13 protein-coding genes are annotated in these 15037 nt (G+C 30.4%); 5 read left to right on the forward strand and 8 right to left on the reverse strand.

Translation table 11 applies throughout. The features are described from left to right. Positions 1–103 precede the first annotated feature (103 nt). Positions 104–1102, reverse strand: a complete 999-nt coding sequence (locus ACQPUW_RS14310; RefSeq protein ID WP_430838170.1) for a LacI family DNA-binding transcriptional regulator — start codon at positions 1100–1102, stop codon at positions 104–106. 164 nt (positions 1103–1266) lie between these two features. After that, positions 1267–4377 (reverse strand): isoleucine--tRNA ligase, encoded by a 3111-nt coding sequence (ileS, locus tag ACQPUW_RS14315; RefSeq protein ID WP_430838171.1) that lies wholly within the window; start codon positions 4375–4377, stop codon positions 1267–1269. Positions 4378–5038: 661 nt separating this feature from the next. Between ileS and ACQPUW_RS14320 the strand changes: the two genes are divergently transcribed. Together ACQPUW_RS14320 and ACQPUW_RS14325 are read left to right on the forward strand one after the other, a co-directional pair. Then, positions 5039–5266, forward strand: a complete 228-nt coding sequence (locus tag ACQPUW_RS14320) for a (2Fe-2S)-binding protein (RefSeq protein WP_430838172.1) — start codon at positions 5039–5041, stop codon at positions 5264–5266. A gap of 65 nt (positions 5267–5331) precedes the next feature. Further along, on the forward strand, positions 5332–5487 hold the full coding sequence (locus tag ACQPUW_RS14325) for a hypothetical protein (protein WP_430838173.1): 156 nt from the start codon (positions 5332–5334) through the stop codon (positions 5485–5487). Positions 5488–5624: 137 nt separating this feature from the next. On the opposite strand, the gene ACQPUW_RS14330 is transcribed toward ACQPUW_RS14325, so the two are convergent. Then, positions 5625–6860 (reverse strand): NAD(P)-dependent oxidoreductase, encoded by a 1236-nt coding sequence (locus ACQPUW_RS14330; protein WP_430838174.1) that lies wholly within the window; start codon positions 6858–6860, stop codon positions 5625–5627. Positions 6861–7007: 147 nt separating this feature from the next. Between ACQPUW_RS14330 and ACQPUW_RS14335 the strand changes: the two genes are divergently transcribed. Both ACQPUW_RS14335 and rbr read left to right on the forward strand, forming a co-directional pair. Then, the gene (locus ACQPUW_RS14335) at positions 7008–8186 is read left to right on the forward strand and encodes a class I SAM-dependent rRNA methyltransferase (protein WP_221861304.1); all 1179 of its coding nucleotides are present in this window, start codon (positions 7008–7010) and stop codon (positions 8184–8186) included. A 195-nt stretch (positions 8187–8381) separates the two neighbouring features. Continuing rightward, on the forward strand, positions 8382–8972 hold the full coding sequence (gene rbr, locus ACQPUW_RS14340; RefSeq protein ID WP_430838175.1) for a rubrerythrin: 591 nt from the start codon (positions 8382–8384) through the stop codon (positions 8970–8972). 48 nt (positions 8973–9020) lie between these two features. On the opposite strand, the gene ACQPUW_RS14345 is transcribed toward rbr, so the two are convergent. The 4 genes from ACQPUW_RS14345 to ACQPUW_RS14360 form a co-directional block, all read right to left on the reverse strand. Then, complete coding sequence (locus tag ACQPUW_RS14345) at positions 9021–9587, reverse strand: DUF1643 domain-containing protein (protein WP_430838176.1); 567 nt, start codon at positions 9585–9587, stop codon at positions 9021–9023. Positions 9588–9630: 43 nt separating this feature from the next. After that, on the reverse strand, positions 9631–10344 hold the full coding sequence (locus ACQPUW_RS14350) for a 2-phosphosulfolactate phosphatase family protein (RefSeq protein ID WP_430838177.1): 714 nt from the start codon (positions 10342–10344) through the stop codon (positions 9631–9633). 74 nt (positions 10345–10418) lie between these two features. Next, positions 10419–11360 (reverse strand): TIGR01212 family radical SAM protein, encoded by a 942-nt coding sequence (locus ACQPUW_RS14355; protein WP_430838178.1) that lies wholly within the window; start codon positions 11358–11360, stop codon positions 10419–10421. 62 nt (positions 11361–11422) lie between these two features. After that, a complete protein-coding gene (locus ACQPUW_RS14360; RefSeq protein ID WP_430838179.1) occupies positions 11423–12538 on the reverse strand; it encodes a hypothetical protein in 1116 nt (371 codons plus the stop codon). Positions 12539–12676: 138 nt separating this feature from the next. Here ACQPUW_RS14360 and ACQPUW_RS14365 point away from each other — a divergent pair, with 138 nt between their 5' ends. Further along, a complete protein-coding gene (locus ACQPUW_RS14365) occupies positions 12677–13741 on the forward strand; it encodes a YkvI family membrane protein (protein WP_430838180.1) in 1065 nt (354 codons plus the stop codon). A 53-nt stretch (positions 13742–13794) separates the two neighbouring features. Here the strand turns inward: ACQPUW_RS14365 and ACQPUW_RS14370 are convergent, their stop codons facing one another. Next, a complete protein-coding gene (locus ACQPUW_RS14370; protein ID WP_430838181.1) occupies positions 13795–15030 on the reverse strand; it encodes a peptidoglycan-binding protein in 1236 nt (411 codons plus the stop codon). Positions 15031–15037: the final 7 nt, after the last annotated feature.

Here is a 15037-nt window from a genome sequence, read left to right on the forward strand (position 1 = left end):
GCCTTATAAAAATTAAAAATACATTGCGACCTAAGGATAAATATTCCAAACAAAAAAATAGCCTCATCAAAAGTTTTTAATGAAGCTATTTTTATCTTTTCTGTTATTTTACGCTATTTCTTTCAATTATATTATGTGGTAATACATAATGTGCTTGCTCTAACTCTTGCTTATTAAGAAGTTTTATTAACATTCTCATAGCAACTGATCCCATATCGTAACTTGGTTGACCAACAGTAGTAAGTTTTGGATAGAACATTTCTCCAACATAGTTGTTATTAAATCCAATAACACTAACATCCTCTGGTACGCTTACTCCATTATCTCTTAATCCATTTATTGCTCCCATTGCAAGCTCATCAGTTGCGCAAACTATACCGTCTACTTTTTTGCCTGATTTTACATAACCTTCAGCAGCCTTATATCCACTGCTAACTTTAAGGTCTGCTAAATGAACTAATTCGTTATTAATAGCCATACCTGCCTCTTTCATAGCTTTTTCGAAACCTACATATCTATCGCTCCATGCATTCATCTCATCTTTCTTAACTCCGATAAACGCTATGTTCTTTAAACCTTTATTTAATAAGTACTTTGTTCCTTCATAAGCGGCATCTATGTTATCTATAGTTACACTTGGAAGTTTTCCTTCCTTGTCTTTAGTTTCAACAAGAATTGTTTTTAAATCTAATTCATTTATTAAATCTAAAATTTCATCTTGAAGAGAGCTACTCATGTAAATAACTCCATCTACCATCTTTTCTTTTAATACTCTTAAGTACTCTTTTTCTTTCTCTACATCAAAGTCTGAATTTCCAAGTATTATGTTATAATCATATATATTGGATACGTCTTCAGCCCCTCTAACGATTTCTGGATAGAATTGGCTTGATATGTCTGGTATTAATATTCCGATTGTCTTTGTTCTTTGTGTCTTTAAACTTCTTGCTACTATGTTTGGTCTATATCCTAATTTCTTTATCGCATCTACAACTTTTTTCTTTGTGTCCTCGTTTACAACATCTATGTCATTTAAAACTCTAGAAACCGTAGCAATTGAAACGCCCGCTTCTCTAGCAACATCTTTAATAGAAGTAGCCATAATTTATCACTCCTAATCATATTTGATAATTTATTATACTAATATATTCGCCTTATTTCAATAAAATACCTTCTTTAATTATAGTTTTCCTAAAATTTATGTAAATATATATTAATTCTTAAAAAAGACTAGAAATCTTTACGATTCCTAGTCTTAAGAAAATTTTATCTAACAACTTCTACTGTCATATCTAACGTTTCGCCATTTATTGTTACTTCTGTATAATCAAATTCTCCATTAAATACTATATTCTTAGTTAAAGTTTCCTTCTTAATAGTATCCTCGAATTTCTTTATAACATCAATTAACATGTCGTTATTTGCAACATAAAGTGTTATATTATCTGCAACCTCGAAACCTTTTTCTTTTCTCATATTTTGAATTTTTGATATAACTTCTCTTACGTGACCTTCTTCTCTTAATTCTTCTGTGATATGAGTATCTAAAACTACTCCAGTATCTCCTTCACCTGCAAATGCAAATCCATCTAGACCTTGCATTGTTACTAAGATACTATCTGAGTTAAGTTCTATTTCAGTTCCTTGAACATCTATAACTTCAACTCCACCACTTTGAATCTTTTGAGCTAATTCCATTTGATTTCTTGAAGCAATTTCTTTTCTTATTCCTGGTATTAACTTACCATAAGCTCTTCCTAAAACAGGTAGGTTAGGCTTAATTTCAAAGTTAACATACTTTGAAAGGTCTGCTCCAAATTCTATTTCCTTGATGTTAAGCTCATTTGCTATGATATCACCATAATAGTTTGGAAGTGATGTTGTAGATACAAGTATCTTTGAAAGTGGCTGTCTGTTCTTAACATTAGCTCCATTTCTAGCACTTCTTCCTAATTTAACTATTGTGTAGGCTAAATCCATATCTTTTTCTAAATCTTTATCTATAGCTTTTTCATTAACTTCTGGCCATCCACATAAATGAATACTTTCTGGTGCAGTAGGATCTAAGTTAACTACTAAGTTTTGATAGATTTCTTCTGTTATAAATGGAACAAATGGTGCAGCAACTTTAGCTAAAGTAACAAGTACTTTATTTAATGTTACATAAGCTCCAATCTTATCATCAGTTAATTCTGATGACCAGAATCTTGATCTATTTCTTCTTACATACCAGTTTGATAACTCATCTGTAAAGTCTTCAATAGCAAGAGCTGATTTTGTTATATCATACTCATCTAATCCATCTTCTACTGTCTTAATTAATGTACTTAATTTTGATAATATCCATTTATCCATTACATTATCTGATTCAAAATCAGCATATTTATTTGGATTGAATTTATCTAAATCTGCATATAAAACGTAGAATGAATAAACATTCCATAATGTACTTAAGAACTTTCTTGAAGCTTCAGCAACATCATCTATTGAGAATCTAGTTGGAAGCCATGGTGCACTTGCAGTATAGAAATGCCATCTTGTAGCATCAGCACCTTGTGCATCAAGTACATCAAATGGATCTACAACGTTACCCTTTGATTTACTCATCTTTAAGCCCTTCTTATCAAGAACGTGACCTAATACTATACAGTTTTCAAATGGATTTCTATCAAATATTGCAGTTGAAATTGCAAGTAATGTATAGAACCATCCTCTTGTTTGGTCAACAGCTTCTGATATAAATTGAGCTGGGAAGTTTTGATCAAATAACTCTTTATTTTCAAATGGATAGTGAAGTTGAGCAAATGGCATTGATCCTGAATCAAACCAGCAATCAATAACTTCATGAGTTCTCTTCATCTTCTTTCCACAGTGTTCACAAGTTAAATCAATCTTATCTATAAATGGTTTGTGAAGTTCTATATCATCTGGAACATTAATTCCTTTTTGCTTTAATTCTTCAATGCTTCCAATACAATCTTTATGTCCGCATTCACATTCCCATATTGGAAGTGGTGTACCCCAATATCTATCTCTTGAAATACCCCAGTCAATAACATTTTCTAAGAATTTACCGAATCTACCAGTTCTAATGTTGTCTGGTAACCAGTTGATCTTATCGTTATTTTCTAACAGTTTATCTCTTAAAGTTGTCATAGCAACAAACCAGCTATCTCTTGGGTAATAAAGAAGTGGTGTATCACATCTCCAGCAATGTGGATATGAGTGAGTATGCTTTTCTGACTTAAATAACTTATTTTCAGCTTCTAAGTAATCACAAATTTGTTGGTCACACTTCTTAACAAACTTACCAGCCCATGGAGTTACTTCTTCAGTAAAACATCCAGCAGCATCAACTAAGTTTATAAATGCCATTCCATTTTTCTTTGCAACTAAGCTATCATCTTCACCATAAGCTGGTGCTATATGAACTATTCCAGTACCATCTGAAAGTGTTACGAAGTCTCCGTGAATTATTTCAAAAGCTTTTCCTTCTGGAGTATGGAATGGTAATAATTGCTCATACTTCATTCCAAGAAGATCTGCGCCCTTGAATTCTTTAACTACTTCATACTCTTCTCCAAGCACTTTTGGTGCTAATTCTTTAGCTAAAATATAAGTTTCATCTCCAACTTTAGCTTCAATGTAATCATATGATTTATTTAAGCATAAAGCTACATTTGAAGGTAATGTCCAAGGAGTTGTTGTCCATGCAAGTATGTATTTGTTATCTTCTCCTGAAACCTTAAACTTAGCAACTGCAGTTAAGTCTTTAACATCTTTGTATCCTTGAGATACTTCGTGTGATGAAAGTCCTGTTCCACATCTTGGGCAATATGGCATAACTTTGTGACCTTTGTATAAAAGATCTTTGTTCCACATTTGTTTTAATGCCCACCATACTGATTCAATATATGGATTATGATATGTTACATATGGGTTTTCCATATCTACCCAGTATCCTATTTTATCAGTCATCTTTTCCCACATGTTAACATATGTGAAAACACTTTCTTTACATTCTTTAACGAAGTTTTCAACTCCATACTCTTCTATTTGCTCTTTACCTGAAATTCCAAGTTTCTTTTCAATTTCAAGTTCAACTGGTAATCCATGAGTATCCCAACCAGCTTTTCTTATAACTTTATATCCCTTCATAACTTTATATCTTGGGATAATATCCTTCATAACTCTTGTTAAGATATGTCCTACGTGAGGTTTTCCATTTGCTGTTGGAGGTCCATCATAAAATGTGAAATACTCACCATCTTGATTCATGTCAAAATTTTTCTTGATTACATTTCTTGCTTTCCAAAGGTTAGCAACTTCATTTTCCATACCTACAAATCCATTTGTAAGTTCTACTTTTTTGTACATGTCAAAACTCCTTTCTTACTATATATTTATTTTTGTTAAAATATTTATATATATAAGCATCTTATAATATCTTTTGTATTTTATTAATTAAAATATTTAATACTATATATGACACTTTATAATTTCTTTTTAAATATAAAAAAACCTCATCCAAACTATAGGACGAAGTAAATAACTCGCTATACCACCCATGGTAATACAATAATCAATAATATTGATAAAACACCAATACTTTTATAATAGTAAATTTTCTCCTTTACTATTTAATTTGATATTGTGAGATTCAAGTACTAACATACTCTATCTTTTAACGCAAGATTACGGGTTAACTTAGTAAGTAACTTTATTACCGTTAGGCTACCGACTCCTAGGTGATTTTCATTAATATTTACTATAGCTTCTCACCAAACAGCTACTCTCTTTAAGCAAGGCTATTAACTACTTTTCCTAATCATTGTCTTTATTAAAAACATTATATATTATGCCCCTAAAAAAGTCAATTAAACATAAATTTATAAATTCGCTCAATTTAAATAATAATTTTTATTACTTAGTATTGATTTTTGTATTAAAGAATGATTAAATTGTCTTATAGAAAAATAAATATGAAATTTAATTGAAAATTTAAAATATAAATTACTTAGTATTAGGAGGAGTAAATATGGAAAATAACAATGCAAATCAAGAAATAATGGATAAATTAACTAAAGTATGTGTGTGTAAGGCTATTAATAGAGCTACTATAAAAGATGCTATAAGAAATGGTGCTAGAAATATGGAGGATGTTAAAAAAGCAACTGGTGCTGGAACTGGATGCTGTGGCGGTGCTAGATGTGTATTTAAGATTCAAGGTTTAATAGAGCAATTTGAAAATGGTGAATACAAATAAATTCCTCGGATTAAATTTTTTATAATGCTAAAACTAATAGTGTTATAAAAAAGGAGGCGTTTATTATGAATAAAAATGAAAAAACTGCAACTAATAACCAATGGATTTCAACTCCAGTAGAATCTGAAGGTTTTTCATCTGATTGTCATAAAGAAAAAACTGAAGGAAATAATGAGTGGACTTCCACAAATAAAAATCCAGCTAAAAATACTGAAAAATAAGACTTATAAAAGGATATAGCATTTGCTATATCCTTTTTATTTTTTATTATATTTTTAAATGTTAAATATAATTTATTGCTATAATTTAAATTTTAAAATTAAAATTTAAACTTCTCACAGTCTTATTATATATACTTTTATTTATTCTCTTCACAATATCTTTCCATTGCATCTGCAACATGTTTTGCATGAGCAACCGCTTGAACAACAGTCTTAGCCCCTGTAACAACATCTCCTGAAGCAAATACACCTTCTCTTGTTGTATGACCTTCTTCATCTGTTATAACAAGTCCCCACTTATTTGTTTCTAATCTTGTTGTACTTGAAACAATAACTGATCTTGGCTCCTGACTTACAGCTATTATTGTTGAATCACATGGTATTATCTCTTCTTGACCATCTAATGTTTTAGTTTGGATTTTTCCATCAACTTCTATATTTTCAGTTTTAACTACCTTAATACCATCTTCTAATATCTCAACTGGAGCTCTAAATAATTTAAATTCTACATTATCTTCTTTAGCTTCTTCTATTTCTTTCTTTGTTGCTGTCATTTGATCGAAATGTTTTCTATATACTACATAAACATTTTTCGCACCATTTCTCTTAGCTGTTCTAGCGGCATCCATAGCAACATTTCCAGCACCAATAACACATACAGTATCACCTAAATTATAAACATTTGGTGCTTTTAAATAATCTATAGCATAATGAACATTTCCAAGAGTTTCACCTTTTATATTTAACTTCTTAGCATTCCATACACCAGTTCCTATAAATACTGATTTGTATCCATCTTCAAATAATCTATCTAATGTAATAACTGGTCCTATCATTATGTTAGGTCTTATTTGAACTCCTAATTCCTGTAGCTTTTCTGCGATTTTATCAACCATTGTATTTGGAAGTCTATATTCAGGTATTCCATATCTTAAAACTCCACCTATTTTTTCATGTGCTTCAAATATAGTAACTTTGAACCCTCTATTTGCTAATGTAAATGCAATAGTTATTCCTGCTGGTCCTCCACCAATTATTGCAATTCTATCTCTATTAGCTACTGGCTTTTCAAACTTAACATTATTTAAGTAATCTTTTGAAATTTCTTCTTCCATTTCATAAAAATGGATTGGTTCACCTTTAATTCCTCTTATACAGTTACCTGCACACTGATCTTCGTGTGGACAAACTATAGCACACACAGCTGAAAGAGGATTATTTTGGAATAATATCTCTCCTGCCTCATTAAGTTTGCCTTCTCTATAAAGTTCTATAATTTCTGGAATCGGAGTACTTATAGGACAAAACTCTTTGCATCTTGGTTTTTTACATAATAAACATCTATTTGCTTCTTCATTTAAAAATAAATTCATAACGTCCTCCTAAAAACTATTCTTCAGTAAATCTTTTTTATAATATATTATCAATACGATAAAAAAACAAGTTATTTTTATTGGAATAACATTAAAAAAGTTGTGTTATAATCTTAAAAGAATTAATTTGAAGGGAGCTACAATTAAATGGCTAGTAAATTCTACTTAGAAAAGTTAAGCAAAAAGGCAAAAGCTGAACAAGGCAGACCATGGATATATACAGATGAAATTAAAGAATATGATGGTGAGTATCAAAATGGAGACATAGTTGAAGTTTATAATCACAAACATTTCTTTATAGGTAAAGGATACATAAATGATGCAAGTAAAATTGCTATAAGAATAATGACAAGAGACATAGACGAAGAAATAAATGAAGAATTCTTCAAAAAAAGATTTAAGGCTGCATGGGATTATAGAAAAACTGTAATTGATACATCATCTTGTAGATTTATATTTGGAGAGGCTGATTTCCTTCCAGGACTTACAGTTGATAAATTTGAAGACTATTACGTAATACAAATTTCTACTTTAGGTATGGATAAATACAGAGATATAGTAACAAAAATATTAGTTGAAGAATATAATGCTAAAGGAGTTTACGAAAGAAGCGACCTTAAAACTAGAGAAATAGAAGGATTAGAGCAAACAAAAGGATTTTTAACAGAACCTTTTGATACTAATATTCAAATTATAGAAAACGGAGTTAAATATATTGTAGATTTAGAAAATGGTCAAAAGACTGGTTTCTTCTTAGACCAAAAAGAAAATAGAGCTGCAATACATAGAATTTGCAAAGGAAAAGATGTTCTAGATTGCTTTACTCATACTGGGTCATTTGCATTAAATGCTGGAATAGCTGGAGCAAAGTCAGTACTTGGTATTGATGTATCACAACATGCAGTTGATTGTGCGACTAGAAATGCTGAGCTTAATGGACTTCAAGATACAGTTAAATTTGAATGTCATAATGCTTTTGATGTATTATCTTCTTGGTCAAAAGAAGGAAGAAAGTTTGATGTTGTAATATTAGACCCTCCAGCCTTCACAAAATCAAGAGATACAATAAGTGGTGCAAAGAGAGGCTATAAGGAGATTAACCTTAGAGGATTAAAAATGGTTAAACCTGGTGGTTACTTTGTTACATGCTCATGTTCTCACTACATGGCAGAAGATTTACTAAAATCTACAATTGCTGAAGCTGCGCATGATTCACATAGAACATTAAGACAAATAGAATTTAGAACTCAATCTTCAGATCACCCAATACTTTGGAATTCTGATGAATCATATTATCTAAAATTCTTTGTATTCCAAGTAGTTTAATAATCATATTAATAATTAATATTTATACTTTTTAATAATTACATATTTTTAACATATAATTATAATAATTACCCCTTTGTTAACAGCACGTTAATTGCTTATTGGATTTTATAGTACTATAATTAATTCATAAGTTTTCTTCGGAAAATAATTATTCGTTAATATTTATTGTACATATTTAAGGAGGAGTTAGTTATGAAAAGTTTAAAAGGAACAAAAACAGCTGAAAATCTAATGAAATCTTTCGCAGGAGAATGTCAAGCTAGAACAAGATATACTTATTTTGCTAGTGCAGCATTAAAAGAAGGTTATCACCAAATTTCAAATATCTTCATGGAAACTGCTGAAAATGAAAAAGAACATGCTAAGAGATTCTATAAATTCTTAAAGGATGATTTCCAAGGAGAAGGAATTGAAATCAATGCAGCATATCCAGTAGAATTACCTACTGATACAAAAACAAACTTAATATTTGCAGCTGAAGGTGAACATGATGAAAATTCAAACCTTTATCCTACATTTGCTAAAGTTGCTGAAGAAGAAGGATTCCCTGAAATTGCTGCAGCATTTAGAATGATTACTAAAGCAGAAATAGCTCATGAAACTAGATATAGAAAATTAGCTGCAAATATAGAAAACGGAAGAGTATTTAAGAGAGATTCAGCTGAAACTTTATGGAAATGTGGAAACTGTGGATTCATATTTGAAGGTGCTGAAGCTCCAGTTAAGTGTCCAGCTTGCTTACACCCTCAATCATACTTTGAATTATTTGTAGAAAACTACTAAAATAAATATATTTAATTAAAAAGCTACCCTAATTTTAGGGTAGCTTTTTTAATTATAGAAAGGATTAAGTTCTTCTTTAAATTCCCATGCTAAAGAGTTCTTTGGATATCCAAACTTAGTTAAATCCCCCACTCTTAAAAATTCCTTTTTAGAATTAGAATTTAAAAATTCATCTCTTATTAATTCTAATATATCTTTAATTCTGTCCCTGTAAACCTTTTTATTGATGATGCAAGGCTCTCCCCATGCCGCAATTATTATATCACTTTCACTTATACATTCCTTAATTATATCATTATTTATATATAAGTTTTCTGTATAATTTTCATCCCTTATATCAACTTCATATGCTGAAAATAAATTAGTTATAACTATCCTCTTTACTCCATTTATAAAGCTTTTATAAGATTTTTCATTAAGGTATTTTAGTATTTTTTTGAAGGTCTTGCTACACCCTCTGCTATCTATTCTTTTAGGATAATTAGAAATTATAAGTATGGTATCTCCCTCACTTGAAACATCAATACTTATTTTATAACAATTGCTTTCGGAAGAGTCTTCTAACACTTTTATATTATTTTTTTTGATACACTTAGGATACTTACACCTACCCATGCCTTTCCCCTCAAAAATTCTTAATACCCTTTATAGGGTTAATTTATTCTATAATATGTCCATCTTTATATTCTGGAACAATATCAGTAATATTTTTTTTCATGCAATATGAAATATCATCCATAAGGTTTAGATCTTTCATTACTCCATAGTGTCTTGCATCCTTTATAAAGCTCTCTATTCCGGTATTATTTTCATATATATAGTTTGCAGTTTTAGCTATATCAGTAAGGTATAGTTTAGAACTCATCTTAAGCATCTCATTAATCATATATCCTGCACATATGAAGTCATCCATTGAAAATTGCCCATTTGTTCCTGCATTAACTATTACAACATCTTCGCCAAGTTCTATTAATTTCTCAGCTACTGCTTTCCCATTAATCATAGCTCCAACAAAAACTCTCTTTGCCTTAGCACACTCTGTTAAAGTTCTAGTACCATTTGTTGTAGTCATTATTACAGTTTTATCTTTAACTATATCTTTTGTATATTCTAAAGGTGAGTTTGATAAATCAAATCCTTCTATCTTAACTGCCTTTCTCTCTCCACCAAGAACACATTGTCCACTTTTAAATTCTGTGCTTTTCTCTCTTGCTTCTTCAACAGTCAAGTAAGGTATTACCTCTTTGCACTCATTCATAAATGCAGTAGTTATAACACTTGTTGCCCTAAGCATATCAATAACAACTACAACCTTATCCTTTAATAAATTTTCTTCTATATGATCTGCTGAAATAATAATATCTATATTCATAAAACGCCTCCACTTTCAATCTATATAACACAAAAAACCCCTAAGGGCTTTTTATGTTATAAAAATATATTTAATTATTTGTCATGAATTTCTCTAAATTCTTTTCCTTGATATATCTCATTATCTATTAAAGCTTTATCTATAGCATTTAATATCTCCCACTTCTTAAGACTCCATATAGGCCCTATTAAAAGATCCCTTGGTGCATCTCCAGTTAATCTATGAACTATCATATCTTCTGGAAGCATAGCTATGGACTTACATATTAAGTCTATATAATCATCCTGTGATACAAATTCAAGCTCTCCTCTTTCATATAACTTAACCATAGGAGTATTCTTCATTAAATGTAGAAGATGGAACTTAATTCCCTTAGACCCTGAGTGTGCTATATAGTCTACACTTTTAAGCATATCTTCTTTTGTTTCACCAGGAAGCCCAAATATACAATGAGTTACAAAATCGATATTTCTTTCTTTTAATCTTTTTATAGCATCTTCATATACTTCTAATTTATATCCTCTATTTATTTTTCTTGCTGTCTCATCAGATACAGTTTGAAGTCCAAGTTCCACCCAAACATATATATCTTTATTTATCTCTTCTAATAAATCTAATACATCATCACCCAAACAGTCTGGTCTAGTTGCAATAGCAAGTGCAACTACACCTTCTTGGCTTATAGCTTCTTCATACTTTCTTCTAAGCTCTTCAACTGGTGCATATGTATTTGTAAAAGCTTGAAAATAGGCAATATACTTACCTTCCTTCCACTTTTTATTCATCATCTCTTTTATATCGCAAAATTGCTTACCTATTGATAAAACTCTATTTCCAGCATAATCTCCTGATCCACTTTCACTACAGAAAAGGCAACCACCTATACTTATAGTACCATCTCTATTTGGACAAGAAAATCCTCCATCTAACGATATTTTAAACACTTTTTCGTCAAATTTATTTCTTAGGAAATAGTTTAAGCTGTGATATCTTTTTCCATTCCATTCTTTCACCATGATTTCCTCCATTATTATGTCTCTTTTATACTATAATATCATAAGTGAAATTTTATTTCCTATTACAATTTTTCAATAGTTTCTTTTACTAAATCTATTTCATAATTCCCAAGGATATCTTGTGATGCATTGCTTTTATTTCCTGCTGTAACATTAATTATCATATTATTTTTTGTTGCCTTTACATATTCAATATTATATTTATCTATTGGGAATATTTTATCAAATTCTATTGGGAACAAATCTCCTTCAGGATTTTTGTATATCTTTAGTCCTAATGACTTTCCATTCCCTTTTGTGTATTGAACTATTAAAAAACCTTCTTCTTCATTAAACATCATTTTTTTAACTTGACTATCTTCTAAAACATCATATCCAGATATTTTTTGTGCAATAGGTTTTTCTAATGCTTTTTTTAATGTATTTTCATTTAATCCGCCGCCAGTACTACTTCCGCCACCAGTACTTCCGCCTTGAGCCACTCTTTCATCTGATACCCTTGCATTACTTTCAATACTAGCCTCTTCAATAATAGCAACTCCAATAAAGCTATTTTTTCCATCTGTTGTACTTATTCCTATATTGCTACCCTTATAACTTATACCTATTACAGAGTATCTATCCTTTGGTACTGTAACTTTTTTTATAACTGGTATTTGCCCCTTTGGATAAATTTCTAAAGGTAAATCTTTTAATCTAAGTATTAATTGACTACTTCCTGTTCCCTTTGTTAGTACTCTAAGCTCATCCTTATCATGGTATATTTCTTTAACATTATCACTTTTAACATCTGCAACTTTATACTCCTCTCCAGATTTAATTATCTTTAAGGTTACCATATCTAAATCTGCATCTGATAAATGGCCATTTGTTCTAGAACAAAAAAATACAATATATGAACTCATCCCAGTCTCAGTTACATTTCCAGGCTCAAAAGCTACAATAGGCATATTAGATAGCTCTTTTATTTTATTACTAGCTGCAAGTTCTGGAGTTGATATAGCATTAGCACCTGATACATCATTCGCCTTAAGCCTTTCCATATATTGAATTGCTTTCTCTTTTGCAATTTGAGTATTGAATTTTTGCTGTAATTCAACCTTTTCCTCTTTTGCCTTACATCCAACTATACATAAAATAAATATCATAAATAAAATAAATAATCTCCTCTTTTTCAAAAAACTCACTCCTCTTTAGTGCTTCTTAATCTCCTATTAGTTTTCCTTAGAAAATTCACCTTATTCACTTATAAATAGAATAAATCTTAAGTATACTTTGTATATTTGATATTAGGAGTATTTATAAGGAGGTATATCTTGAAAAAAGAATGGATTAAAGTATTTCAAGTTGCAGTTGTTTTTATAGGGACAGTTGTTGGTGCTGGTCTTGCTTCCGGAAAAGAAATAACACAATTTTTCACATCTTTTGGTGTAGCTAGCTTTGTATCTATAATTATTTGTGGACTATTCTATATTGCAATGGGTACTATAATTTCAAAAATAAGTATCAAATATAAACTAGAGTCCTATGGAGATGTTATTCATAAAATTAGTCCAAACTTTTTTGGGAAAATTACAGGAGGTATAACAACAATTTATTTAATATCAAGTGCATCTATAATCCTTGCAGGAAGCGGAGCACTTATTAATCAGTTTTTTGGAATTCCTAAAATAGTTGGTACTTTAATTATGATTGCAATTTCTATATTTTTCTTACTTAGAGGTACAAATGGGTTAATAGAGGTTAATTCCTTCATAGTCCCAACCTTGATATTTACAATATCAACTATTACAATACTTTATTTTGTACTTTGTCGTGATGCTATGACATTTGAAAACATATTAAGCTTTACACCTAAAAAAGAAAGTGGACTTGTTGTATCAACAATTCTTTATGCAGGCTATAACATCTTGTGTTGTTGTGGTGTTTTAGTACCACTAAGTACAAGTATAAAGAAGACAAAGACTATGTCTTTAGGTGTTGTATTTGGTGCATTAGGCCTTACATTACTTTGCCTAATGATAAATTTATTACTTACAATAAATCAACCTTATATTTATGACCTTGAAATACCATTATTATTTGTGGCAAAAAGATTTAGTACAATATTACAAGCACTTCTTCTTATGGTTATACTTTTAGAAATGTTCTCAACAGAGGTTTCTGATGTATATTCTATAAGTAAAACATTAGAAAAATCATTTAAAATAGGATTTAAAAAAGGGATACTATTAGTATTATTAATAGCATTCCCAATATCGCAAATAGGCTTTGGTAATCTTATATCAACTTTATACCCACTATTTGGAATGTTAAGCTTAATCTTTATTTCTCAATGCTTAATATTCTATTTTAAAAATAGAAAAACATTAAATTCTTAATATTTTTCAAATAAATGACCATTTCTTATTTAATATAGAAATGGTCATTTACCTTATTGTTTAAGTTCTGCTATTTTAGTAACTCCAACATATATTTCTGAAATTTTATACCATGTTTTATAATCTACTATTCCTGTTTTTGGTAATCCAAATATACCTTGGAATACTCTTACTTGCTCTGCCGTACTTTCTCCATATACACCATCCTCAGCTACTTTAGGTATTAATGGATAATTTCTAGCTATTCTATTTAGATATTCTTGTGTTACTCTGACCGGCTCTCCCCTTGAGCCAACAGTTAAGTCATATCCTGGGTAAGATTGAGGGCTTCCTTTAACAACTTCCGCTGTAGTAAGCTCAATGTCACTTCCATAATAGTGAGTTAATATATCATATGGGACCATCCCTTGATCTCCAAGTTCCTTACTTCCCCATTGGCTAAGCCATTCTGGACAAATAACACTCTTACCATCACAATATTGAGTTAAAAGTGGTTGCTTTCTTCCTATTCTTCTTACGTATGTTGAAAATATTTCATCTACTATATCGCCTATATTTTCATATACATTACGTCCAAAATTAAATGCATGGTCATAAGCTGTTGAATTAGTAATATCAAAATTCTTACCTTTTGATCTATACCATTCTGTGTAAATTCTATTTAATGTAAATGATATAATACAAAATACATTAGCTCTTATTGTATTGCTTGACCACGTTGAATATATTTCACTTGAAGCAACATTTTTAATATAGTCCTTATAAAGAACTCTATGATTTCTCCCCGGTGCATTAGGTCCCCCTTCATGAACTATAATATATTCTGGTACAACAGGTTTTGGTAATACTACCCCACTAGATGGTGGTGGTAATGGCTTATCTACCTCTTCAGGAATCTTTTTGGGGAAATTACCATTAAGTCTATTCGGCGGTATATTTATAATTTCTGCTCTGCTTGCTCTAGCTGTAGGTGTCTCTGACAAATTACATTTTTGATAAGCTGTTTCTCTAGAGAATATTTGACATCCATTGACCACGAAAGGTTGAAATCCATCTCTTTCAACTGTTATATTACACAACCCATATGGTAATTCTTGTCCAGGTTGCTGTGAATTCTCAAACGGAGGCGCGTCTAATTGTATAGTTTGAGTAAGTCCAGAAGAATCCGTTACTAATTGAACCTGAGTTGATGTACCATATTGGGGAGTTACAGTTGCTTTGCACCCTTCTACAGGGATATAATCATCTCCACTAAAACACTGAATTTTTAAACTTCCTTTATCAGCCATAAAGTGC

Source organism: Clostridium sardiniense, from assembly GCF_050584765.1.
Taxonomy (GTDB): Bacteria; Bacillota; Clostridia; order Clostridiales; family Clostridiaceae; genus Clostridium; species Clostridium sardiniense_A.